This window comes from Alcaligenes faecalis, from assembly GCF_009497775.1.
GTDB classification, from domain to species: domain Bacteria; phylum Pseudomonadota; class Gammaproteobacteria; order Burkholderiales; family Burkholderiaceae_B; genus Alcaligenes; species Alcaligenes faecalis_D.
This window is the reverse complement of sequence record NZ_CP031012.1, coordinates 2,816,291-2,838,443: the sequence shown is the minus strand read 5'-3', so window position 1 is coordinate 2,838,443 and position 22,153 is coordinate 2,816,291. Positions and strand designations below refer to the sequence as shown.

Genomic DNA, 22,153 nt, shown 5'->3' with positions numbered 1-22,153 from the left:
ATGACGCGTTACGCCGCCGTTCTGTTTGATTGGGACGGCACAGTTATGGATTCGACGTACTCGATTGCCAGTTCTATTCAGTTGGCCAGTGCGGATCTGGAATTGCCTGTGCCCTCGATTCAGCAAGCCAGCTGGGTTATTGGTTTGTCGCTGGAAAGCGCCTTGTATCGCGCCGTGCCGGATTTGACCGCGGAGCAGATGCCGCTGTTTCTGGAGCGCTATCGCCATCACTTCATGCAGCGCGACCCGCATATCAAGCTGTTTGACGGAATTTTGCCTTTCATGGGTGAACTTCGCAGCCGTCAGATTGCCTTAGGAGTGGCAACGGGTAAAAGTCGTCAAGGTCTGGATAGAGTGCTGCAGCAGGTCAATCTCGGCACTTTTTTTGATGCCACCCGTTGTGCGGATGAAACCCGCAGCAAGCCGGACCCGGAAATGCTGCATCAATTGCTGGCTGAATTGATGCTGGAGCCCGAGCAGGTCTTGATGGTGGGCGATACCGTGCACGATATTCATATGGCGGCCAACGCGGGCATGGATAGCGTGGCTGTCACTTACGGCGCGCATGATCCTCAAACTCTGGCCAAGGCTGAGCCCACGGTTATGGTTGATAATGTGGCGCAAATGCGCGATTGGGTATTGGCACGTATTTAATCAGCGGCAAGCGGGTTTGACGGCCATCTTGCCAGACAGGTTCAGGAGATGCAGATGTTCAAGTCACGCTCGCAGCCCATACGTCCCTCTGAAATTACCGATGAGTCGGTCTGGCGGGCGCGCCGACGCCTGCTATTGCAGGCTCCCGGAGCCTTGGCCCTGGCGGCCAGCTTGCCGGGTCGGGCTCAGGCGGTCCCGGTGGGGCAGGCCCTGCCGTTCACGTCCTCCCAGCGCTGGAAACTGGACGATATGCCCACCAGCGAGTCGGACGTCACCTCCTACAATAATTTCTACGAATTTGGCACGGGCAAGGAAGATCCTGCCCGTCACTCGGGGAAATTCAAGACAGAACCCTGGACTTTGCAAATTGACGGCTTGGTGAACAAGCCATTGACCTTGGATATGGACCAGATATTGAAACTGGCCCCCTTGGAAGAGCGCATTTACCGTCTGCGTTGTGTGGAAGCCTGGTCCATGGTGGTGCCGTGGGTGGGTTATTCCTTGTCGGCCCTGCTAAAGCAGGCTTCGCCCCAGGGCTCGGCCCGCTTTGTCCGATTTGAAACAGCGGCGGACCCTGAAACCATGCCGGGTTTGCGCTCTCGTATTCTGGGTTGGCCTTATGTGGAAGCGCTGCGACTGGATGAGGCCATGCATCCTTTGAGCATGCTGGCTACCGGCCTGTACGGAAAAAGCCTGCCTGTTCAGAACGGGGCGCCTGTGCGGCTGATCGTGCCGTGGAAGTATGGTTTCAAGTCGGCCAAGTCTTTGGTGCGCATTACTTTGACGGACACCATGCCCGAGTCCAGCTGGATGAAAGTGGCTCCCCACGAATATGGCTTTTACGCCAATGTGAACCCGGAAGTGCCGCATCCCCGATGGAGTCAGGCTACTGAGCGTGTTATCGGTTCGGGGTTTTTTGCCACCAAAAAGCCCACCTTGCCTTTTAATGGCTATGCCGATGATGTGGCTGGCTTGTACGCCGATATGGATTTAAGGCGCTATTACTGATGACTACCTGGAAGGCTGCGCAGTTAAACAGGCTCAAGCCCTTGGTGTTCTTGCTGGGCTTGTTTCCTTTGGGGCGCTGGGTGTGGCTGGGTTTCAATAATGGTTTAAGTGCCAATCCAGCCGAATTTTTGACTCGATCCAGCGGGGTTTGGGCCTTGGTGCTCTTGCTGCTGACTCTGGCCGTGAGCCCTGTGCGACGCCTGTTGGGCCAACCTGCCTTGGTGCGCTGGCGTCGTATGTTGGGTTTGTTCAGTTTCTTTTATGCGGCCTTGCACACCTTGGCCTGGGCCTGGTGGGATCGCTCGGGTGACTGGCTGTCCATGTGGCAGGACGTGGTGCAGCGGCCCTTGATTGCCATTGGCGTGGTGGCCGTGCTGATTTTATTGGTGCTGACCTTGACCTCCACGCAGGGCTGGCAAAAGCGTTTGGGTCGTGGCTGGAGCCGCTTGCACCAGACGGTATATGTGGCGGCAGTCCTGTCCATCCTGCATTTTTACCTGATCCGTACTGGCAAGAATGATGTGGTGGAAGTTTATGTCTATGGGCTGGTGCTGGCGGGTTTGCTGATTTTGCGCCGTTGGCCTGTTCTGAATAAGGCAGCACATTAAAAAACAGGTAATGGGCGAAGTGCTCATTACCTGTTTTTTTATCAATCCAGACTTTGCAGAATGGCCGCGGTTTCGGCGTCCAGAATGCCGTCATAGCGGGCAGGGCGGTAGTGCATCTGGAAGGCGGCGATCACGTTTTGTGTGGCCTTGTCGAACATGCCGCTTTCCGGTGTTTCATAGCCAGCCTTGCGCAACCACGCCTGAACCTGAGAGGCAGAGGGCAGCGGGCGCGTTGCGTATTGAGCCTGCAAGGCGCGAGCCTGTGATTCCTTGTACCAGCGGCCTATGCCATCCTGAGCCAGTTCTTTCCAGGGGAAATGCGGGCCGGGGTCCGTCTTGCGCTGTGGGGCGACATCGCTATGCCCAATAATATTGCGCGGCGAGATGTTGTGACGCTGGGCCAGGTCTTTCAGCAAGGCTTTCAGGGTGTTGATCTGCCCTTGGGTGTAAGGCTCCCAGCGGCCATTACCCAGACGGCCCATATTGACGATTTCAATCCCGATCGAGCCGGTGTTCAGGTCGGTAAACCCATACCAGGAGCCCAGCCCCGCGTGCCAGGCGCGGCGTTCTTCGGGCACCAGTCGATAAACCGTGGGGCGGCGTTCGTCGCTGATCAGGTAATGGGCGCTGACATCGCGCTGGGTCAAGACTTTCAGCGAAGTGGCGTGGTCGCCTGCGGTGTAATGCAGAACCAGATAGCGCACTCGGCTGTTTTGGCCTTGGGCGCTGTAGCTGTCATCAAACTTGATCGGGCCACTGCTGCCACAGGCCGCCAGCAGCGCTGTCAGGCTGAGCGCGCCAATCTGAAAACCGCGTTTCAAGGCGGGGGTAAGGCAAGACAGGGATTTCATCTTAACGACCAGCCAGAAACAGGAAAATGCAGGGGGTTTTGTCCAGAGCGGGCGGCTGGCGTTCGCGCCATTGTTCAACCGTGGCGGTCTGGATCAATTCACGCGAACCCGTCAGATCACGAGCCAGGCACAAACGTGTTGTGGGCTTCAATGCCTGCAGCAGAGTGCTGTACATGGCCTGGTTGCGATAAGGCGTTTCGATCAGGATCTGGGTTTGCTTCAGGGCTTGTGACTGGCTTTCCCATTGCTTGAGCTGCTTGGCGCGGGCGGCGCCATCCACGGGCGCATAGCCGTGGAATACAAATTGCTGGCCGTCCAGACCGCTGGCCATCAGGCTGAGCAAAATGGAAGAGGGGCCAACGTGCGGGCGCACGGGGATCTTCATTTCGTGGGCCATGGCCACCACCAGCGCACCGGGATCGGCTACTGCGGGACAGCCGGCCTCCGATACCAGACCAATTGCCTGGCCTTGCAGCGCGGGCTTCAGCCATTCGCGCATCTCGCCGGGCTTGTTGCCGCGCTTGTCCAGTGTGTGAATGGTGATTTCCTGCAGAGGCACCACCGGCTCAACCAGTTTCAGGAAAGCGCGGGCGGTTTTGGCGTTCTCGGCAATAAAGACGGTCAGTTCGCGGGTCAAGGCCTTGACGTCGGCGGGCAGCCAGCCGCTGATCGGGCTCTCGCTTAAGCCTACGGGGATCAGATGCAAGGGGGCGGCTTGGGGCATGGCGTATCGGTCCTAAACGGAAGGGGTAAGAAGGTTGGGGCGCAAGGGGTTCAAGCCAAAGTGACGCAGCATGGTGCACAGCTCGATCAGGGGCAGGCCGATGATTGCGGTTGGATCGTCCGAGCGCATGGACTCCATCAGGGCAATACCCAGGCTTTCGGCCTTGGCACTGCCGGCGGTGTCATACGGCTTTTCCTGCAGCAAATAGTGCTCGATTTCTTCATCGCTCAATGCGCGAAAACGACAATTGGTAACAATATCGCTGCACAGGAATTCCTGACCATCCGTCACGCATAAAGCGCTATGGAAATCGATGTGTTGACCGCTCAGGCGACGCAGTTGTTTCTGCGCACCGGCATGGTCGCCAGGCTTGCCAATAGCGTCCTGGCCAGATGTGGCGACCTGATCGGCGCCAATCACCAGTGCGCCTGGGTTCAGCTGGCTGATACGGGCGGCTTTTTCACGCGCCAGACGCAGGCTGAGCTCGGCCGGAGCCTCTCCGGGAAGTGGGGTTTCATCAATGTCAGGAGACTGACAGGTGAAAGGCAAGCCCAAACGCGCTAACATAGCGCGGCGATAGACTGAGCTTGATGCAAGGATGAGACGCATGGTGTGTTTTAGCTGTGCTTTGGTTTGACTGCCTTGTGCTTAGCACGGTATTATCTAATGTTTTCTTCGTTATTGAAATGGTTGTGGGCTAGCTTGGCGGTTTGCCAGCTGTGTTTTACATGCTTCAATACCGAGGGGCAGGAAAAAAAAGCAGTACAAGAAAAAGTGGTAGAGCTCCCAAGCAGCACCCAAGCGATACCAAGGCAGTGAAACAAGCAAGCAGCAAACAAGCGACAAATAAAGCAAAGCAAACAAGCGGTACCCAGATCCTGGTTAAACCGTGGTTTGATGCCCTAAGCATACTTATGACGACACAGTATATCGACACCTTGAATCTAGCCCGTGCCCCTCAGGAAATGTCGGGTCAGGTGCTGGTGGAAGATTTGTCTCGTCTGGTATCCGATTTGCCCGATCAAGGCGATTTGCGCATTGACTGGAGCGTATCGGGTCGGGAAGATTCTGCCCGGCGTCGTTTTGTGCATGTGCAGGCCAAAGGTAGTGTCATTTTGGAATGCCAGCGCTGTGTGAAGCCTTTTGAGTGGCCCATCGATATTTCCAACGAAGTACAGATTGTGGCAACCGAGGAAGAACTTGAGCTGGATGATGACGATACGGAAGGTCCTGATCGCATCTTGTGTGAAGGCCAGTTGGATGTCCTGGGACTGGTCGAGGACGAGCTGATTCTCAGCGTGCCTTATGTGCCGCGCCATGAGGTTTGTCCCGACGCGCAGTCGTTGTCCATGGAAGCCAAGTCTGACGACCTGGATGAGTCCGCCTTTGAGCGGCCGTCCCCGTTTGCCGTATTGGGCTCGCTCAAGAAGTCTTGATTGTTTGTTACTAATTCGTTAATTTTTTCGGGCTGCACCCATTTATTCGGGGTTGTCCATCTACAGGAGTCATCATGGCTGTTCAGCAGAATAAAAAGAGCCCGTCCCGGCGTAACATGCGTCGTTCGCACGACGCGCTTACTGGTCCTTCGACGGCTATCGAGCCTACGACTGGCGAACTGCACCTGCGTCACCACATCAGCCCCAACGGCATCTATCGTGGCCGTAAAGTGCTGAAGACAAAGAACGACGAGTAATAGTCTCTTTGTCGTTGCAAGCAACATAGGTTGCATGCTTGATGTCTAACAAAAAAATACGTATTGCCATCGATTGCATGGGCGGCGATATCGGTTTATCCGTCACTGTCCCTGCAGCGCTGCTTTTTGCCAAGCGCTATCCGGATGTGCACTGCTTATTGGTTGGCGAGCCTCAGGCCATCGAGCAAACATTGCGTGCGCAAGGTAATGTCGATACCTCCTGGTACGACATTCTTCCCGCATCCGAAGTTGTCACCATGGCCGATTCGGTCGAGGTGGCCCTGCGCCGCAAAAAAGACTCCTCCATGCGAGTGGCTGCCCAGTCCGTCAAGGACGGGATAGCTGATGCCTGCATTTCTGCGGGCAATACCGGCGCATGGATGGCAATTTCGCGCTACGTACTCAAAACTCTGGATGGGATTGATCGCCCAGCCATTGCCACGTCCATCCCGAACCAAAAGGGCGGGGCCACAATCATGCTGGACCTGGGTGCCAATGTGGATTGCTCCGCAGAACACCTGTTGCAGTTCGCCATTATGGGATCTGCGCTGGCCAGTATTGTGGATCGCCATGAGCGTCCCACCGTGGGCTTGCTCAATATTGGGGAAGAGGTCATCAAAGGCAACGAGGTCGTCAAAAAGGCGGCTGAACTGTTGCGCTCCAGCGGACTGAATTTTTACGGCAACGTAGAAGGTGACGATATCTGCAAAGGTACCGTCAACGTGGTCGTGTGCGACGGTTTCGTGGGCAATGTGGTCCTTAAGTCCATTGAAGGGCTGGCCAAGATGGTCGGCAGTATGCTGCGCGACGAATTTACCCGTGACCCCTTGAGCAAAGTGTCCGCTTTGCTGGCCCGTCCTGTCTTGAATCGTTTCCGCGACAGGGTGGATAATCGCCGTCATAACGGTGCGGCCCTTTTGGGTTTACGCGGTATTGTTATCAAGAGTCATGGTTCTGCCGATGCCTACGCTTTCGGTTATGCTTTGCAGCGGGCCCGCGATGCGGTGCTCAATGGTCTGCTCAGCGGCACCAGCCAGGCAGTCGAGCGCATCATGCAAAGCGTGAGCTTGCATGAAGAGCAAAGCGGCGAACCAGATACACGCCATACTTCAGAGCCCTCGTCCTCATAAGAACGGGCTTGATCGGGAACATAAAATGACGATATTTGCCAAGATTATCGGTACAGGCGGCTACCTGCCTCCTCGGATTGTGTCTAACGATGATCTAGCGCTTGAGCTGGCTCAAAAGGGTATCGAAACCTCCGATCAGTGGATTGTCGAGCGTACCGGTATCCACCAGCGTCATCTTGCCGATCCCGGTGTCCGTACCAGCCACCTGGCAACTCAGGCCGCGCGTCAGGCGCTGGAAGATGCGGGCATTGCTGCCCAGGATCTGGACCTGATTGTGGTGGCTACTTCCACACCCGATTACGTTTTCCCCAGCACAGCATGTCTGGTGCAGGCCGAATTGGGCAACAAGGGCGCTGCCGCGTACGACGTACAAGCGGTCTGCAGCGGCTTTGTCTATGCACTGACGACTGCTGACGCCATGATCAAGGCAGGCCGTGCGCGCAATGCGCTGGTCATCGGTGCCGAAGTGTTCTCCAGTATCCTGGACTGGAACGACCGCTCTACCTGCGTCCTGTTTGGCGACGGTGCGGGCGCTGTGGTTCTGCAAGCCAGTGATGAACCCGGTGTTTTGGCCGCCCAGCTCAATGCAGATGGCAGCCAAATGGGTATTTTGTGTGCGGCAGGCAATGTCTCGCACGGTCAGGTTGTGGGCGATCCCTTCCTGCGCATGGACGGTCAGGCTGTATTCAAGCTGGCTGTCACCTCTCTGGCCGCTTCGGCCAATCAAGTCTGCGAACAGGCTGGTGTTTCCCTGGCCGATATCGATTGGCTGGTTCCGCACCAGGCCAACGTTCGCATCATCAATTTTCTAGGTCGTAAGCTGGGTATCCCCTCCGAGAAGGTGGTTATCACGGTTGATCAACATGCCAACACCTCGGCAGCCAGTGTGCCCTTGGCCCTGAATGCCGCTCGCCGGGATGGTCGTATCCGTACCGGTGATCTGGCGCTGTTGCAAGGCGTGGGTGGCGGCTTTACCTGGGGCTCGGTGCTGGTCCGCTGCTAAGTAGCGCGATCCGGATTACCGCCTCATCTCTTTGGGTTTTTCTACCATGAAAATTGCGTTTGTCTTTCCAGGACAAGGCTCGCAGTCCGTAGGCATGCTCGATGCCTGGGCCGAGTCGGCTGTTGTACAGCAAGCCATTGCACAAGCCAGCCAGTCGCTGGGTCAGGATCTGGCCCAGTTGATGGCCGAAGGGCCTGCTGATGCGCTGAACCTGACCACCAATACTCAACCTGTCATGCTGGCTAGCGCCGTGGCCATGTACCAGGCCTGGATTCAGGCTGGCGGTCCCGCTCCTGCCGTCATGGCCGGTCATAGCCTGGGTGAATACTCGGCCCTGACTGCTGCCGGTGCCCTGAGCCTGGAGCAGGCCGTTCCGTTGGTTCGCATTCGTGCTGATGCCATGCAGGCGGCTGTGCCCGTTGGTGTGGGCACCATGGCGGCGATTTTGGGTCTGGACGATGATCAGGTGCGTGACGTGTGTGCGCGCGCCTCTGAAGGTCAGCAGGTTCAGGCTGTTAACTACAATGCGCCTGCTCAGGTTGTGATTGCTGGCCATGTCGAGGCCGTGGATCGTGCTTGTGCGCTGGCTAAAGAAGCCGGTGCCAAGCGTGCCTTGGTGCTGCCTGTGTCGGCTCCTTTCCACTCCAGTCTGCTGGAACCAGCAGCGGCTGTGCTGGCCCAGGCTCTGGCCTCGGTGCAAGTGCAAACGCCTGCTATTTCCGTGATCAATAACGTGGACGTAGCCGCGCCCACCGACCCCGAACAGATTAAAGATGCCCTGGTCCGTCAGGCCTGGCATCCCGTGCGCTGGGTGGAGACCATTCAGGCCATGAAGGCCCAGGGTGTCACTCACGTGGTCGAGTGTGGTCCAGGCAAAGTGCTGACTGGTCTGGTCAAGCGTATTGACCGAGATCTGGTCGCCTTGTCGATCAGCGACCCTGCGTCCTTGCAGGCCACTTTGGAAGCCCTGGAGGGAGCGTAAATGCAAGAATTGGATCTAAGCGGCAAGACCGCCCTGGTAACCGGCGCATCGCGCGGTATCGGTCAGGCGATTGCCAAAGAATTGATGGCACGCGGTGCCAAGGTGATTGGTACGGCAACGTCCGAGTCCGGCGCGCAGGCGATTTCCGCTGTGCTGGATCAGAACGGCAGCTACGGCCATGTTTTGAACGTGGACGACCCGGCTGCTTGCGAAGCGCTGATCTCGGCCTTGAGCAAAGAAGACGGTGGTCCGCACATTCTGGTCAATAATGCCGGTATTACGCGTGACAACCTGGCCATGCGCTTGAAAGATGAGGACTGGGATGCGGTTATCCAGACCAATCTGAGCGCCGTGTTTCGCCTGTCGCGTGCGGTTATCCGCCCCATGATGAAAGCCCGTTGGGGCCGTATCATCAGCATCACTTCGGTGGTGGGCGAGAGCGGTAACCCCGGTCAGGCCAACTACGCTGCAGCCAAAGCCGGTGTGGCTGGTATGAGCCGTGCCTTGGCGCGCGAGCTCGGTAGCCGTAACATTACAGTTAATTGTGTCGCTCCGGGCTTTATTGATACGGACATGACACGCTCTCTGACCCCTGAGCAGTCGGCGGCAATTTTGTCGCAAATCCCCCTGGGACGACTGGGCGCTGCCGAAGATATCGCTAACGCGGTAGCCTTCCTGGCCGGGTCGCAAGCGCAATATATTACGGGCAGCACCATCCATGTGAATGGTGGTATGCACATGTAAGGCTTGGCATCGCGCCCGGCTGAGGTAAAATTGCGGGATTATTTGGGGCCTATTGCTTGAGCCGGCGTTGTAAGAATAACGTTGGGCCTCATACAAGAACGCCGTTTTTTGTCATAGCTTATCCCTCTTAGCAGTATGGATTGGCTATAATTTGCGGGAATTTTTCCCAACTTGGAGAATCTGCATGGAAAGCATCGAACAGCGCGTCAAGAAGATCGTCGCTGAACAACTTGGCGTTAACGAAGCCGAGATCAAAAACGAATCTTCTTTTCTCGACGACCTCGGTGCCGACTCGCTCGACATGGTCGAGCTCGTGATGGCGCTCGAAGACGAATTCGAAACCGAAATACCAGACGAAGAAGCTGAGAAAATCACGACGGTCCAGCAAGCTGTGGACTACATCAATTCTCACAGCAAGCAGTAAGTTCAATTAAGAGGGTGGGCGGCATTGTGCACGCCCTCGCTCCAGAGCGGTTTCCAGAGAGTAGCCTGTGCCCGGCGGCTTTAGCTTGCAAGACGCAGTTATTCCCTTTAAACCGCTTTTTTTGTGTTTAGGAGTCATCCGTGAAACGACGTGTCGTGATTACCGGGCTGGGTATTGTTTCCCCGGTCGGCAACGATATTCCTACCGCGTGGGATAACATCGTCAATGGGCGTTCGGGCATCGGGCGTATTACCCGTTTCGATCCTTCGGCCCTAACAGCCCAGATAGCGGGTGAGGTCAAGGATTTTGATTTAACACCATACATTTCGTCCAAAGAAGCCAAGCAAATGGATACCTTTATCCATTACGGCGTGGTGGCTGGTATGCAGGCCTGGAAGGATTGCGGCCTGGATATCAACAGCATCAATGCTGAGCGTGTGGGCGTTATCGTAGGTTCGGGGATTGGTGGTTTGCCCCGTATTGAAGAAACCCAAAAAGATTATCTGGAACGGGGCCCACGTCGGATTTCCCCGTTCTTTGTGCCTGGCTCCCTGGTCAACCTGGTGTCCGGTCAGTTGTCCATCGGCCTGGGCCTGAAAGGTCCCAGCTACGCGGTCGTGTCGGCATGTACAACCGGTCTGCACTCCATTGGTGACGCTGCTCGCTTGATCGAGTATGGCGACGCCGATGTGATGATTGCCGGCGGTGCAGAATCCACCGTGTCCCCTCTGGGCATTGGCGGTTTTGCAGCCATGCGTGCTCTGTCCACCCGTAACGACGATCCTGAAACGGCATCGCGTCCCTGGGACATGGACCGTGACGGTTTCGTGCTGGGTGAAGGTGCTGGTGTACTGGTGCTGGAAGAGTACGAACATGCCAAGAAACGTGGTGCACGCATTTACGGCGAGTTCTCCGGCTACGGCATGAGCTCTGACGCTCACCACATCACTTCGCCAGACCGTGACGGTCCGCGTCGTGGCGTGATGAATGCCTTGCGCAACGGTGGCATTAACGCTGATGAAGTTCAGTACGTCAACGCACACGGTACTTCCACGCCGCTGGGCGATGTGAACGAGTCCGAAGCATTGAAACTGGCTTTTGGTGATCATGCTTACAAGCTGGTGGTCAACTCCACCAAGTCCATGACGGGTCACCTGCTGGGTGCTGCCGGTGGTATTGAAGCGGTGTTCACCACCTTGGCGGTGTACAACCAGATCTCGCCTCCAACCATCAATATCTTCAACCAGGATCCTGCTTGCGACCTGGATTACTGCGCCAACCAGGCGCGTGAGATGAAAATTGATGTGGCCCTGTCCAACTCCTTCGGGTTTGGCGGCACTAACGGTTCGATGGTGGTTCGTCGTCTTCGCTAAGCTGGACTTCCCCACTCGTAACGCCCAGTCCTGGTCGATCGGAGCTCCGGCTCCGGTGCGCCGACTGGGTGTTTTTGTCTGTGCCTTGCTTGCATCAGGTCTGGCCTGGACAATGTATAGCTGGCAATGGCCCTGGGCCCTGTCGATATTGACAGGTGCTTTGTGGGCTTATTTTTTGTATGCTCGCAGTCGTCGGGCATGGGATGAGCGCGCTACACTAGCTCATCGTGCAGGGCTATACTCCTTGCAGTGCGAGGGGACAGCAAAGGAGTCCGTGCAAATAGAGCAGATCTGGCGGTGCGCCTGGTTCATGACCTTGCGTTTGCGCCGTGATCCCGCCCAGGCTTGCCATACCGTGACCGTATGGCGCCGCGCCCAGTCGCCGCAGGCCTGGTGGGCCTTGTCTCTATGTGCCAACCGACTGTCCCATCAGGTCCGTGCTCAGAATAAGGATTCTTAATGAGTGAACGCGATACCGATGCCGAACTAGTTGCACGTGTTCAGCGTGGGGATAAGCGAGCCTTTGACCTGCTGGTACTGAAGTACCAGCGCAAAATCATGCGTCTGCTCAGCCGCATGGTACGTGACCCGTCTGAAGTCGAGGACGTGGCTCAGGAAACCTTCATCAAAGCGTACCGAGCTCTTCCCCAGTTCCGGGGCGAGAGTGCTTTTTACACCTGGCTGTACCGCATTGCGATCAACACGGCCCGTAACTGGCAGGCCTCGGCCGCACGACGTCCCAACACTTTGCAGAACGTCGAAACTGAAGAAGGTGAAACTTTTGACCGAATCGACAACCTAAGCGATATAAGCACGCCAGAATCCATGATGGTCAGTCGCCAGATTGCTGAAACGGTAAATACAGCGATCCAGGCACTGCCCGAAGAGTTGCGGACGGCTATCGTGCTACGTGAAATAGAAGGTATGAGCTACGAAGACATTGCTCAGACCATGGACTGCCCTATAGGAACTGTGCGCTCACGCATCTTTCGAGCTCGCGACGCCATTGCTGCGCAATTGCGTCCCATACTCGATGGTGAAGATAGTGAACGACGGTGGTAAGGATTGATGATGCAAGCCCTGAAATCCCATTCCGATGATGATCAACTCAATGCCTGGGAGGCCGCCGTGTCTTCCTGGGTGGATGGTGAGGCTGAAATACGCCCCGAGGAACTGGACTCCCCCTACGGGCGTCAAGTCTGGGATACCTATCATTTGATTGGTGACGTCATGCGTACTGATGCGCTGGCGATCCGTGCCTCGGATCGTTTTTACGCGCGTCTGTCCAAAGCGATTGATGAAGAGCCGACTGTGCTCGCCCCGAACGCCATGAAGCGGCCCCTGGTGCAGCGCTACGGCGTCAGCGGCCTGGCCGTCGTGGCCGCGGTGGCTGCCGCCCTGTGGGTGGGTCTGCCCTACATGGGCGTGACCTCCGTGCCGGGCACCCTGGTAGCCAGCGCTCAGGATGATCAGCTCTGGAATGATTACGCGGATTTGCACCGCGACTTTGTTGGTACCGGTCCGGTACGCCATGTTTCCTTTGAGAGTGGAGCCTTGGGTCAATGAGGTCTGTACGTATGCCGTCGCAGGTGGGCCTGGCGCGTCTCTATAAGGGTTTGTTTGCCCTTTCTCTGGCGGTGCTGTGCACACCTGTACTGGCTCAGGATGCCAGCGGGCTGGAGCCCCTGGATCTGCCCTGGCTGCAGAAAGTTCATAAAGCGGCGCGTGACCTGGATTACTCCGGGGTCATTATTTACACCCAGGATCAGGCCAGCCAGTCCATGAAACTGGTCCACATTATTGACGGCACCGGCGAGCGCGAGCGTCTGGAAATCCTGGACGGCGAACCACGTGAGTTTCTGCGCCAGAACGAAGTAACCCAATGCCTGATTCCCGAAAAGAAAATGGTGGTGATCGAGCGTCGTGAAAACGAGCGCTTTCCCAGTTTTCTGGTCGGTGATGTCAGCCAATTACCCAATTTTTACGATATGCGCCGCTTGCCATCGCGCGAGCGCGTAGCGGGCCGCCCTTGTGATCTGATCGAGCTGGTGCCCAAGGATGAACAGCGTTACGGCTACCGCGTGTGTGCCGATACTGATCATCATTTGCTGTTGAAAATGCAGACTCTGGACCCACAACAAGCGGTAGTGGATCAGATCGCTTTTGCCTCTGTTGCCTTTGGCGAGCAGGTGGATTTGCAGGAACTGCGTACCAGCTGGAACCCCAGCAAGTGGGAAGTGGTCGAACCCGAAGTACGAAAAATAGATTTGAACGAGTTGGGTTGGCATCTGGCCATGCCCGCCGGTTTTACCTTGCGGTCCGAAATGCTTAGACCCATGCGTGCGGGGCGTCAGGTTACTCATTTGATGTTGTCTGACGGTCTGGCTGCCATTTCCGTCTTTCTGGAGAAGGTAGGGACCCCTGAAGCTGAAGAAAACAGCCTAGGTGCCTTTCACCGTGGCTCCATGAATATGTATCGCAGTCGCATTAACGATTATGTTTTGACCAGCACGGGCGCCGTACCTGTACAGACCCTGCGCGCCTTGCTGGAAGGCACACAGTTCACCCCTCTATCCCGGACACATTGACTATCGTCCACCAGGAGTATTTGAATGGAAAAATCGAGTCAAAAAATGCGTATTCCTGTTCTCTCGGCTTTGACGGCAGCCGTGATGCTGGCGGCGGGTGCGCCCATGGCCCACGCGCAGGCGCAGCCTGTCACGACGACCGAGCAAGTCCAGAGCACGACGCTGGGGCTGCCTGACTTCACTGGCGTTGTTGCCAAGACCGAGGATGGGGTAGTCAATATCCGTACCACCGAGGCCGTGCAGGTACGTTCTCCCGCCATGGGGCCGGGTTCGGATCCTTACGATATGTTCCGCTGGTTCTTTGGACCAGACTTCATGCCTCCAGGCATGGCTCCTCAGCGCCCTCGTGGCGGTGGCAATGAAGGCCAGCAGCCTCAAGAGCGTACCGTGCCACGTGGCGTGGGCTCGGGTTTCATCATTTCTGCTGATGGCTACATCCTGACCAATAACCATGTGGTGGCAGACTCCAACGGTATTTTCGTCACGCTGAGTAATGGCAAGGAATATCCTGCCAAGATCATCGGTACGGACGAGCGCACCGATGTGGCTCTGATCAAGATCGAAGCCAAGGACCTGAAACCCATGGTGATCGGGGATTCCAAGCAGCTCAAGAAAGGGCAGTGGGTTCTGGCGATTGGTTCGCCGTTCGGTCTGGAGTCCACTGTGACTTCCGGGATTGTCAGTGCCATCAACCGTGAAACCGGCGATTACCTGCCTTTCATTCAGACCGACGTAGCTGTGAACCCCGGTAACTCCGGTGGTCCGCTGATCAACCTGAATGGCGAAGTGGTGGGTGTGAACTCCCAGATCATTTCGCGCAGCGGTGGCTTCATGGGTATTTCCCTGGCCATTCCTATCGACGAAGCCATGAATGTGGTCGAGCAGCTCAAGTCTGACGGCAAGGTAACTCGCGGCCGTATCGGTGTGCAGATCACTCCGGTGGCCGATGACGTGGCTACCGCGCTGGGTCTGAAAGACAGCAAGGGCGCCCTGGTCAGCAGCGTGGAAGAGGGCGGTCCTGCCGCCAAGGCTGGTATCCAGTCCGGTGACGTCATCCTGAAATTCAACGGTCGCACCATTGATCAAATGACAGACCTGCCCCGTATTGTGGGTAGCACCAAGCCCGGTCAAAGCTCCACGCTGGAAATCTGGCGCAAGGGCAAGTTGCAGACCATCAAGATTGATGTCGAAGAAATGCCTTCCAGCAGCCCCAATGCCGCCAGCAAGGACGAGAAAGACAGCCCCGCTGCCAGCACGGCTGATGCCTTCGGCTTGAAAGTGACGGCAGTTCCGGCCGCTGATCTGAAGCGTCTGGGTGTGGAAAGTGCGGTTCAGGTGACAGAGGCCACAGCCCCTGCCAGCGAAGCCGGTCTGCAGCCTGGCGACCTTATTTTGCGTGTCAACGATAAAGACGTAGGGACGCCGGATCAATACGCTAAAATGGTGGCTTCCTTGGATAAATCCAAAGCAGCGGCCTTGCTGGTTTTGCGTGCAGGCCAGTCGCAATGGGTTTTGATTACGCCATCGAAATAAAAATTTTGTAAAACGGCTAAAATGGTAGCCATTGATGAACTCCGGCCAGGGGCCGGAGTTTTTCCGCCGCTATTCGCGGGGGCAGTTTGCCCCGAATGGATACTGGCTCCACGTGCGCCCGTCTGACAGGACGGGTCTTGCGTTTTCGGCGCGTGGACTGAAAAGGGGCGTCATGGGCGCCCCTTTCTTGTGCCGTCTCTCTGGCATTGCGCCTCAACATTTTCTTTGTTTATTAACGGGTTTATGGATCACATCCGCAATTTCTCTATTATTGCCCACATCGATCATGGCAAATCGACCTTGGCTGACCGCCTGATCCAACGCTGTGGTGGCCTGGCCGACCGCGAGATGTCGACCCAGGTTCTGGATTCGATGGACATCGAGAAAGAGCGTGGCATTACGATTAAGGCCCAGACCGCCGCTTTGCACTACAAGGCTCAGGATGGCAAGGTATACAACCTGAACCTGATCGACACCCCCGGCCACGTTGACTTCTCCTACGAGGTCAGCCGCTCCTTGTCGGCCTGTGAAGGTGCCTTGCTGGTTGTGGACGCTTCCCAGGGTGTGGAAGCGCAAACCGTGGCCAACTGCTATACCGCTTTGGATCAGGGCGTGGAAGTGATTCCAGTGCTCAATAAAATGGACTTGCCCTCGGCTGACCCGGATGCGGCTCGCCAGGAAGTGGAAGACGTGATTGGCATTGATGCCAGTGAAGCGATTGCCGCCAGTGCGAAAACCGGCCTGGGTATCGACGAGATCCTGGAAACCATCGTGGCCCGTGTACCCGCCCCGGTGGGCGATCCAACGGCTCCCTTGCAAGCCTTGATCATTGACTCCTGGTTTGACAACTACGTGGGTGTGGTCATGCTGGTGCGCATCGTGAACGGTGTGCTCAAGCCCAAGGAAAAAATCTTGCTGATGGCCACCCGCGCCACGCACCTGGTCGAGCACATTGGTGTGTTCACCCCCAAATCGGAAAACCGTCCTCACCTGTCCGCGGGCGAGGTGGGTTTCATCATTGCCGGTATTAAAGAGCTGGAACACGCCAAGGTTGGTGACACCATCACTCTGGCTGGTAAACCGGCTGAAAAAGCCTTGCCTGGCTTCAAGGAAGTGAAGCCCCAGGTGTTTGCCGGTTTGTACCCGGTGGAAAGCAGCGAGTACGACCAGCTGCGCGACTCCCTGGAAAAGCTCAAGCTGAACGACTCTTCCCTGATGTTCGAGCCCGAAGTGTCCCAGGCACTGGGTTTTGGTTTCCGTTGCGGCTTTTTGGGCCTGCTTCACATGGAAATCGTCCAGGAACGTCTGGAACGTGAATTTGACATGGACATCATCACCACCGCGCCGTCGGTGGTGTACGAGGTCGAGCGTCGTGATGGCGAAGTCTTGATGATTGAAAGCCCCTCCCGCATGCCGGAGGTGTCCCATATCGAAGACGTGCGCGAGCCTATTGTTGTGGTTTCGCTGCTAATGCCGCAGGAATACGTGGGCCCGGTCATGACCCTGTGTACAGCCAAGCGCGGTTTGCAGTTAAATATGACCTATCATGGCCGTCAGGTGAATCTGGTCTATGAAATGCCCCTGGCCGAGATCGTGCTGGACTTCTTTGATCGCCTGAAGTCGGTATCGCGCGGCTACGCTTCCATGGACTACGAGTTCAAGGAATACCGTTCGGCCGACGTGGTCAAGGTGGATATCCTGATCAACGGCGACCGGGTTGATGCCCTGTCCATGATTGTGCACCGTAGCAACGCCCGTTACCGTGGCCGCGAAGTGGTCGCCAAGATGCGCTCCTTGATCCCGCGTCAGATGTTTGATATTGCTATTCAGGCCGCCATTGGCGCCGAAGTGATCTCTCGCGAAAACGTCAAGGCACTGCGCAAGAACGTGCTGGCCAAGTGTTATGGCGGTGACATCTCTCGCAAGAAGAAACTGCTTGAGAAGCAAAAAGCCGGTAAGAAGCGGATGAAGCAGGTTGGGAACGTGGAAATTCCGCAGGAAGCCTTTTTGGCAATTTTGCAGGTCGAGGATAAGTAATGCTCTGGTCGGCGACCCAAGCCGACCACAGCCAGGACTGCTTTAATTTCTTTAAAGGAAACCGATGAGCTGGGATTTCGCTCTGATTTTGTTTGTACTGCTGATACTGACCGGCGCAATCTGGTTTTTGGATCGTTTCTCCCTGCGTTCCCGCCGACTGGCGCGTGCGCAGGCCGCGATGCAGGCGGTACCGGAAACGGCAGCTCAGGACCCCGAGCACTTGCAGCAACTGCGCCAGGACGCTTATGACCAGGCCAACCGCATGCCGTGGTGGATTGAGTATGGCGTCAGTTTCTTCCCAGTCATTCTGTTCGTGTTCGTATTGCGCTCTTTTATCATCGAGCCTTTTCGCATTCCGTCGGGCTCCATGTTGCCCACGCTGAAAAATGGCGACCTGATTCTGGTGAACAAATACGAGTACGGCATTCGCCTGCCTGTTAGCGGTGCCAAGGTTGTGCCTTTGGGCCATCCCGAGCGTGGCGATGTGATTGTGTTCCGTTATCCCGTTGATACCACTGTGGACTACATCAAGCGTGTGGTCGGTGTGCCGGGCGACCGCGTGGAGTACCGTGACAAGGTGCTGTCCGTGAACGGTCAGGTCATTACCCAAGTGCGCAGTGGCGATTACTACGAGCCGGATCGCTCCGCTTACATTGGGCGCTATCTGGAAGAGCTGGGCAAAGTGCAGCACAACATCTTGCTGAACAAGACTCAGCCTCAGGGTTTGATGCCTATCGTGGCGTTTCCCAATCGCGACTCCTGTGAGTATTTCTCCAACGGCATCTCTTGTGTGGTGCCCGAAGGTAATTACTTCGTCATGGGAGACAATCGCGACAATAGTCTGGACAGTCGTTATTGGGGCTTTGTGCCCGATGAGAATATTGTGGGACGCGCCTTCTTTATCTGGATGAATTTCCGCGAACTTAGCCGTATAGGTCGCTTCCATTAATGAAACGTCTTGCTCTGCTTGAAGCCGCTATCGGCTACTCTTTTAAAGACACAGGCCTGCTTGAGCAGGCCTTGACCCATCGTAGCCACAGCGCTCGTCACAACGAGCGGCTGGAGTTTCTGGGTGATTCGGTCTTGAACTTCACGGTTGCGGCCCTGTTGTTCGACCGCTTTCAACGCATTGATGAAGGCGATTTGTCGCGCCTGCGAGCGAACCTGGTCAAACAGGCCGCCCTGGCTGAAATCGCAACCCGCCTGGGTTTGTCGGATTATTTGCGTCTGGGGGAAGGGGAGCTGAAAAGTGGTGGTTTCCGCCGTCCCTCCATTCTGGCGGACGCGCTGGAAGCCATTTTTGGCGCTGTCTTTCTGGACGCGGGCTTTACGCAAGCCCAAACCGTCATCACCCAGCTGTATGAACCCATGCTGGTGGATGTGGACCCCAAAACCCTGGGGAAAGATCCCAAAACCTTGCTGCAGGAGCTGCTGCAAGGTCGCAAGCTGGATTTGCCGGTGTATACCGTGGTGGCCACCCATGGCGCAGCCCACGATCAGCTCTTCGATATCGAATGCACGATCGCCAAGCTCAATATCCATGTCCGTGCCAGTGGCAGCAGCCGTCGTGCTGCTGAACAAGCTGCCGCAACGCAGGCCATTGCTATTTTAGAAGCTGAATTTCCAGCCAAGACGACGCGCGCCAGTCGCCATCGTCGCCCCTCACAATTGACATTGCCCGTGGCAGTGTCGCAGGAAACAGAATGACAGAGACCCCTTTTCGCTGCGGCTTCGTGGCTATTGTTGGACGACCGAACGTCGGCAAGTCCACGCTGGCCAATGCCCTGATCGGCAGCAAGATTTCGATCGTGTCGCGCAAGGCGCAGACCACACGTCACCGCATCAACAGCGTGCTGACGCGTGATCACGATCAAATGGTGTTTGTGGACACCCCCGGCTTTCAGACCAAGCACGGCGGGGCCATGAACCGCATGATGAACCGCGTCGTGACTCAGGCCCTGGCCGATGTGGACGTGGTGGTGCACGTGGTTGAAGCGGGCAAGTGGTCTGCCTCGGACGCCGAGCTGCTGCCCATGCTGCCCAAAGGCGGCAAGACCATTCTGGTCATCAACAAGGTTGATGCCTTAAAGAGCAAGAACGACTTGCTGCCCTATATCGCCCGTCTGTCGCAGGAGTTCGAGTACGGTGCGGTGATTCCGGTCAGCGCTGCCAAGCGCTTGCAGCTGGACCCTTTGCTGAACGAGATTGCCTCCCGCCTGCCTGAAGGCGAGGCCATGTTTGACGCGGACACCATTACCGACCGCTCGGTGCGTTTCATTACCTCGGAGCTGCTGCGCGAGAAGATCTTCCGCCTGGTCGGTGACGAGCTGCCTTACGGTTGTACTGTGGTTATCGAACAGTGGGACGAAAACGAGCAGGGCGCGCGTATTTCGGCCTGCGTGGTGGTGGAGCGCGAAAGCCACCGTCCGATTCTGTTGGGAGCGGGTGGCATGCACATGAAGCGCATTGCTACTGAAGCTCGCCAAGATATTGCCAAGCTGATCGACAAGCCTGTGTTCCTGGATGTGTACATCAAGGTGCGCAAGGGCTGGTCCGATCGTGAAGCGGTCCTGCGCGACCTGGGGTATGAGTAATCCCCGTCATCGCTTTCAGGACGAAGCGGGCTACATACTGCACACCAGTGCCTGGCGTGAAACGTCCCTGATCTGTCATGCCTTTACGCGTAACCACGGGCTGGTGCCCCTGGTCGCGAAAGGCGCCAAGAGGCCGCATTCCATTTTGCGGCCTGCTTTGTCTGTGTTTCAGCCTTTGTTATTGGCCTGGTCAGGCAAGAATGAAGTCAAAACGCTGACGCGGGCGGATTGCGCCGGGATTCGACCCTTGAAAGGTCGTGCCCTGATGTCGGCCTGGTACATGAACGAATTATTGATTCGTTTGTTGCCGCGTGAAGACCCGCACCCTGTTTTGTTCGATGCCTACGAAGAAGCCCTGGTGCACTTGGCGCAGATTCCTCGTCCACCCGTGGCGGGGGCCTTGCGGCGCTTTGAGTGGGTGCTGCTGACTGAAACCGGCTATGGCTTTGATGAGGCCACGCCCGATTTTGACGATCCTGTCGGTGAGCCGGAGTTGCGTATACGTTTGCGCGAACGCCTGAACAGCTTGCTGGGTCGCCCCTTGCATACCCGCTCCGTTCTTATGCAGCTGCAACGCTATTGATATGGCCGTCTCCCTTCCTTCCGTGCTGGTACTGGATACCTGCGTACTGATCTCCAACGTACTGCGCCGCTTGCTCCTGGCCCTGGCTGACGAGCAACTGTTCAAGCCTGTCTGGAGCCCGGTGATTGGGGATGAGTGGCGTCGCAACGCGGGCAGGCTGTGGAAGGTCATGCCCACCTCGATCGAGGAGCAGTGGGAAGAGCTGCAGCAGCGTTACCCCGACGCCGATTTAGGCGATAGCAGCGAGTTCAAGAAGAATTTGCGCTACTCCGATGCCAAGGACTGGCATGTGATTGCCACTGCCCGTTTGGCACAGCAGCGTTACCCTGATCAGCCGGTCGGTATCCTGACCCGCAATCTGAAAGACTTTAATCGTTCCGAGCTGCGACGCCTGGGGATCAGCCTGTGGGAGCCGGATCAGCTTTTGGGTTTGTACATGGCCGCGCATCCGGATGTGATGCAGCGTTTGCTGGATGGTTTGCCCGCTTTGATGCTGACGCCCGAAGCGCAGGCACTGGATACGCATACCTTGTTAAAGCGTGATCGTCTGTTCAGTGTGGGGCAGGCTTATTTGCGGCGTCAGAAAATGGACGAGGCGCACTCATGAAGCAAGGTGTTTTGCTGTCGGTTCTGGCCTCAGCTTTATTCGCTTGCCTGTACTACTACGCCACTGTCTTGCACCCGCTCAGTGGCGAGCAGATTTTTGCCTGGCGTATTGTGCTGGGCCTGCCTGCCTTGGCCTTGGTCATCACTCGTGCACGGCGCTGGCGGGAAGTGCGCTGGGTTCTGCGTCACTGGCCCGGTAATTGGCGCTACTTTGCCTTGCTCTTGCTGGCTGCGGCGCTGGTAGGGGTGCAGCTCTGGATTTTTGTCTGGGCGCCTTTGCACCAGATGGCGTTGGACGTGTCCTTGGGCTACTTCCTGCTGCCGCTGATGATGGTGCTGGTAGGCCGGGTGATCTACAAGGACCGATTGAGCACCATTCAGTGGATTGCTGTGGCATTGGCCGGCTTGGGCGTGCTGCACGAGTTGTTCCGCGTAGGCAGCGTGTCCTGGGCGACAGCGGTGGTGGTTGTGGGCTATCCGCCTTATTTCATGCTGCGCCGTTACCTGCGTCTGGGTTCGCTGGCGTCACTCTGGTTTGATCTGAGCTTCTTGTTCCTGCCCGCCTGCTGGCTGCTCTTTGTTCAAGATACGCAGATGTGGGGGCTGTTCGCGGATCAGCCACGCTTGTTCTGGCAGGTGCCGGTCCTGGGGCTGATCAGCTCGGTTGCGCTAGTCAGCTATCTGTCTGCCAGCCGTCAGCTTCCCTTGGCCTTGTTCGGCATCCTGGGCTATGTGGAGCCGGTGCTCTTGTTCTGGGTGGCGTATTTGCTGCTGGACGAGCCCATGAGCGCGAATCAGTGGTGGACCTATATCCCGATCTGGATTGCCATCTCCCTGATGGCGTTGGAAGGTTTCATCAAGATGTGGCGGCCTGGACCGCCTGTGCCGCCTCCCAAGGCGTAAATACTGCTTGTCCTGTACTGCTCGGTGCCCAAGCTTGCCTGCGTCGACCAGGACGCTCTGGGGGCTTCTTGAGTGAAGCAGAACTCCAATAGAAAACGACTCCTGTCATGAACCC

At 56.7% G+C, this 22,153-nt stretch carries 26 protein-coding genes; 23 read left to right on the top strand and 3 right to left on the bottom strand.

Annotated elements, in window-relative coordinates; translation table 11 throughout:
- From DUD43_RS13245 to DUD43_RS13235, 3 genes are read left to right on the top strand one after another with little or no spacing between them, the layout of a single operon-like run.
- Nucleotides 1–654: an HAD family hydrolase gene (locus tag DUD43_RS13245; RefSeq protein WP_153230648.1), complete on the top strand. Its 654-nt coding sequence runs from the start codon at nt 1–3 to the stop codon at nt 652–654.
- 54 nt (nt 655–708) lie between these two features.
- Complete coding sequence (gene msrP / locus DUD43_RS13240) at nt 709–1,662, top strand: protein-methionine-sulfoxide reductase catalytic subunit MsrP (RefSeq protein ID WP_153230647.1); 954 nt, start codon at nt 709–711, stop codon at nt 1,660–1,662.
- Nucleotides 1,662–2,270 carry a sulfite oxidase heme-binding subunit YedZ gene (locus tag DUD43_RS13235; protein ID WP_153230646.1) on the top strand — a complete coding sequence of 203 codons (609 nt, stop codon included), beginning with the start codon at nt 1,662–1,664 and terminating at the stop codon, nt 2,268–2,270. Before msrP ends, DUD43_RS13235 begins: the two co-directional genes overlap by 1 nt.
- 41 nt (nt 2,271–2,311) lie before the next feature.
- Here DUD43_RS13235 and DUD43_RS13230 read toward each other — a convergent pair whose 3' ends face one another.
- The 3 genes from DUD43_RS13230 to DUD43_RS13220 are packed head-to-tail and all read right to left on the bottom strand — an operon-like array spanning nt 2,312 to nt 4,454.
- The gene (locus tag DUD43_RS13230; protein WP_153230645.1) at nt 2,312–3,121 is read right to left on the bottom strand and encodes an N-acetylmuramoyl-L-alanine amidase; all 810 of its coding nucleotides are present in this window, start codon (nt 3,119–3,121) and stop codon (nt 2,312–2,314) included.
- 1 nt (nt 3,122) lies between these two features.
- Nucleotides 3,123–3,845, bottom strand: a complete 723-nt coding sequence (locus DUD43_RS13225; RefSeq protein WP_153230644.1) for an SAM-dependent methyltransferase — start codon at nt 3,843–3,845, stop codon at nt 3,123–3,125.
- Between the two features lie 12 nt (nt 3,846–3,857).
- The gene (locus DUD43_RS13220; protein WP_153230643.1) at nt 3,858–4,454 is read right to left on the bottom strand and encodes a Maf family nucleotide pyrophosphatase; all 597 of its coding nucleotides are present in this window, start codon (nt 4,452–4,454) and stop codon (nt 3,858–3,860) included.
- Between the two features lie 305 nt (nt 4,455–4,759).
- Here DUD43_RS13220 and DUD43_RS13215 point away from each other — a divergent pair, with 305 nt between their 5' ends.
- The 20 genes from DUD43_RS13215 (at nt 4,760) to rarD (ending at nt 22,038) form a co-directional block, all read left to right on the top strand.
- Entirely contained in the window at nt 4,760–5,281 is a 522-nt protein-coding gene (locus DUD43_RS13215) for a YceD family protein (protein WP_026483102.1), read from the top strand.
- Nucleotides 5,282–5,355: 74 nt separating this feature from the next.
- Complete coding sequence (gene rpmF / locus DUD43_RS13210; protein ID WP_003800968.1) at nt 5,356–5,538, top strand: 50S ribosomal protein L32; 183 nt, start codon at nt 5,356–5,358, stop codon at nt 5,536–5,538.
- Between the two features lie 41 nt (nt 5,539–5,579).
- Nucleotides 5,580–6,668 (top strand): phosphate acyltransferase PlsX, encoded by a 1,089-nt coding sequence (gene plsX / locus DUD43_RS13205; RefSeq protein ID WP_153230642.1) that lies wholly within the window; start codon nt 5,580–5,582, stop codon nt 6,666–6,668.
- Between the two features lie 25 nt (nt 6,669–6,693).
- Nucleotides 6,694–7,671, top strand: a complete 978-nt coding sequence (locus tag DUD43_RS13200) for a beta-ketoacyl-ACP synthase III (protein WP_153230641.1) — start codon at nt 6,694–6,696, stop codon at nt 7,669–7,671.
- A 46-nt stretch (nt 7,672–7,717) separates the two neighbouring features.
- Nucleotides 7,718–8,653, top strand: coding sequence for an ACP S-malonyltransferase (gene fabD / locus DUD43_RS13195; RefSeq protein ID WP_153230640.1), 936 nt, complete (start codon nt 7,718–7,720; stop codon nt 8,651–8,653).
- Nucleotides 8,654–9,397: a 3-oxoacyl-ACP reductase FabG gene (fabG, locus tag DUD43_RS13190; protein ID WP_042482415.1), complete on the top strand. Its 744-nt coding sequence runs from the start codon at nt 8,654–8,656 to the stop codon at nt 9,395–9,397.
- 184 nt (nt 9,398–9,581) lie between these two features.
- The gene (gene acpP / locus DUD43_RS13185; protein ID WP_003800961.1) at nt 9,582–9,821 is read left to right on the top strand and encodes an acyl carrier protein; all 240 of its coding nucleotides are present in this window, start codon (nt 9,582–9,584) and stop codon (nt 9,819–9,821) included.
- Between the two features lie 140 nt (nt 9,822–9,961).
- Nucleotides 9,962–11,194 carry a beta-ketoacyl-ACP synthase II gene (fabF, locus tag DUD43_RS13180; RefSeq protein ID WP_153230639.1) on the top strand — a complete coding sequence of 411 codons (1,233 nt, stop codon included), beginning with the start codon at nt 9,962–9,964 and terminating at the stop codon, nt 11,192–11,194.
- A gap of 274 nt (nt 11,195–11,468) precedes the next feature.
- Nucleotides 11,469–11,654, top strand: a complete 186-nt coding sequence (locus DUD43_RS19250; protein WP_228125790.1) for a hypothetical protein — start codon at nt 11,469–11,471, stop codon at nt 11,652–11,654.
- Entirely contained in the window at nt 11,654–12,256 is a 603-nt protein-coding gene (gene rpoE / locus DUD43_RS13170) for an RNA polymerase sigma factor RpoE (RefSeq protein WP_009456579.1), read from the top strand. The genes DUD43_RS19250 and rpoE overlap by 1 nt, the downstream gene beginning before the upstream one ends.
- Nucleotides 12,257–12,262: 6 nt before the next feature.
- A complete protein-coding gene (locus tag DUD43_RS13165; protein ID WP_153230638.1) occupies nt 12,263–12,760 on the top strand; it encodes a sigma-E factor negative regulatory protein in 498 nt (165 codons plus the stop codon).
- Complete coding sequence (locus DUD43_RS13160; RefSeq protein ID WP_228125789.1) at nt 12,757–13,782, top strand: MucB/RseB C-terminal domain-containing protein; 1,026 nt, start codon at nt 12,757–12,759, stop codon at nt 13,780–13,782. Before DUD43_RS13165 ends, DUD43_RS13160 begins: the two co-directional genes overlap by 4 nt.
- 24 nt (nt 13,783–13,806) lie before the next feature.
- The gene (locus DUD43_RS13155; protein WP_153230637.1) at nt 13,807–15,315 is read left to right on the top strand and encodes a DegQ family serine endoprotease; all 1,509 of its coding nucleotides are present in this window, start codon (nt 13,807–13,809) and stop codon (nt 15,313–15,315) included.
- A 243-nt stretch (nt 15,316–15,558) separates the two neighbouring features.
- The gene (gene lepA / locus DUD43_RS13150) at nt 15,559–17,352 is read left to right on the top strand and encodes a translation elongation factor 4 (protein WP_042482399.1); all 1,794 of its coding nucleotides are present in this window, start codon (nt 15,559–15,561) and stop codon (nt 17,350–17,352) included.
- Between the two features lie 64 nt (nt 17,353–17,416).
- Nucleotides 17,417–18,301, top strand: coding sequence for a signal peptidase I (lepB, locus tag DUD43_RS13145; protein ID WP_153230636.1), 885 nt, complete (start codon nt 17,417–17,419; stop codon nt 18,299–18,301).
- A complete protein-coding gene (gene rnc / locus DUD43_RS13140; RefSeq protein WP_009456563.1) occupies nt 18,301–19,059 on the top strand; it encodes a ribonuclease III in 759 nt (252 codons plus the stop codon). The genes lepB and rnc overlap by 1 nt, the downstream gene beginning before the upstream one ends.
- Nucleotides 19,056–19,946, top strand: coding sequence for a GTPase Era (era, locus tag DUD43_RS13135; RefSeq protein ID WP_026483096.1), 891 nt, complete (start codon nt 19,056–19,058; stop codon nt 19,944–19,946). The genes rnc and era overlap by 4 nt, the downstream gene beginning before the upstream one ends.
- Nucleotides 19,939–20,529: a DNA repair protein RecO gene (gene recO / locus DUD43_RS13130; RefSeq protein ID WP_026483095.1), complete on the top strand. Its 591-nt coding sequence runs from the start codon at nt 19,939–19,941 to the stop codon at nt 20,527–20,529. The genes era and recO overlap by 8 nt, the downstream gene beginning before the upstream one ends.
- 1 nt (nt 20,530) lies before the next feature.
- Nucleotides 20,531–21,136, top strand: coding sequence for a PIN domain-containing protein (locus DUD43_RS13125; RefSeq protein ID WP_153230635.1), 606 nt, complete (start codon nt 20,531–20,533; stop codon nt 21,134–21,136).
- On the top strand, nt 21,133–22,038 hold the full coding sequence (rarD, locus tag DUD43_RS13120) for an EamA family transporter RarD (protein WP_153230634.1): 906 nt from the start codon (nt 21,133–21,135) through the stop codon (nt 22,036–22,038). The genes DUD43_RS13125 and rarD overlap by 4 nt, the downstream gene beginning before the upstream one ends.
- Nucleotides 22,039–22,153: the final 115 nt, after the last annotated feature.

Coding starts and splice junctions, on each gene's coding strand:
- DUD43_RS13245 (WP_153230648.1), top strand. CDS start 1: ATGACGCGTTACGCCGCCGTTCTGTTTGATTGGGACGGCACAGTTATG.
- msrP (WP_153230647.1), top strand. CDS start 709: ATGTTCAAGTCACGCTCGCAGCCCATACGTCCCTCTGAAATTACCGAT.
- DUD43_RS13235 (WP_153230646.1), top strand. CDS start 1,662: ATGACTACCTGGAAGGCTGCGCAGTTAAACAGGCTCAAGCCCTTGGTG.
- DUD43_RS13230 (WP_153230645.1), bottom strand. CDS start 3,121: ATGAAATCCCTGTCTTGCCTTACCCCCGCCTTGAAACGCGGTTTTCAG.
- DUD43_RS13225 (WP_153230644.1), bottom strand. CDS start 3,845: ATGCCCCAAGCCGCCCCCTTGCATCTGATCCCCGTAGGCTTAAGCGAG.
- DUD43_RS13220 (WP_153230643.1), bottom strand. CDS start 4,454: ATGCGTCTCATCCTTGCATCAAGCTCAGTCTATCGCCGCGCTATGTTA.
- DUD43_RS13215 (WP_026483102.1), top strand. CDS start 4,760: ATGACGACACAGTATATCGACACCTTGAATCTAGCCCGTGCCCCTCAG.
- rpmF (WP_003800968.1), top strand. CDS start 5,356: ATGGCTGTTCAGCAGAATAAAAAGAGCCCGTCCCGGCGTAACATGCGT.
- plsX (WP_153230642.1), top strand. CDS start 5,580: ATGTCTAACAAAAAAATACGTATTGCCATCGATTGCATGGGCGGCGAT.
- DUD43_RS13200 (WP_153230641.1), top strand. CDS start 6,694: ATGACGATATTTGCCAAGATTATCGGTACAGGCGGCTACCTGCCTCCT.
- fabD (WP_153230640.1), top strand. CDS start 7,718: ATGAAAATTGCGTTTGTCTTTCCAGGACAAGGCTCGCAGTCCGTAGGC.
- fabG (WP_042482415.1), top strand. CDS start 8,654: ATGCAAGAATTGGATCTAAGCGGCAAGACCGCCCTGGTAACCGGCGCA.
- acpP (WP_003800961.1), top strand. CDS start 9,582: ATGGAAAGCATCGAACAGCGCGTCAAGAAGATCGTCGCTGAACAACTT.
- rpoE (WP_009456579.1), top strand. CDS start 11,654: ATGAGTGAACGCGATACCGATGCCGAACTAGTTGCACGTGTTCAGCGT.
- DUD43_RS13165 (WP_153230638.1), top strand. CDS start 12,263: ATGATGCAAGCCCTGAAATCCCATTCCGATGATGATCAACTCAATGCC.
- DUD43_RS13160 (WP_228125789.1), top strand. CDS start 12,757: ATGAGGTCTGTACGTATGCCGTCGCAGGTGGGCCTGGCGCGTCTCTAT.
- DUD43_RS13155 (WP_153230637.1), top strand. CDS start 13,807: ATGGAAAAATCGAGTCAAAAAATGCGTATTCCTGTTCTCTCGGCTTTG.
- lepA (WP_042482399.1), top strand. CDS start 15,559: ATGGATCACATCCGCAATTTCTCTATTATTGCCCACATCGATCATGGC.
- lepB (WP_153230636.1), top strand. CDS start 17,417: ATGAGCTGGGATTTCGCTCTGATTTTGTTTGTACTGCTGATACTGACC.
- rnc (WP_009456563.1), top strand. CDS start 18,301: ATGAAACGTCTTGCTCTGCTTGAAGCCGCTATCGGCTACTCTTTTAAA.
- era (WP_026483096.1), top strand. CDS start 19,056: ATGACAGAGACCCCTTTTCGCTGCGGCTTCGTGGCTATTGTTGGACGA.
- recO (WP_026483095.1), top strand. CDS start 19,939: ATGAGTAATCCCCGTCATCGCTTTCAGGACGAAGCGGGCTACATACTG.
- DUD43_RS13125 (WP_153230635.1), top strand. CDS start 20,531: ATGGCCGTCTCCCTTCCTTCCGTGCTGGTACTGGATACCTGCGTACTG.
- rarD (WP_153230634.1), top strand. CDS start 21,133: ATGAAGCAAGGTGTTTTGCTGTCGGTTCTGGCCTCAGCTTTATTCGCT.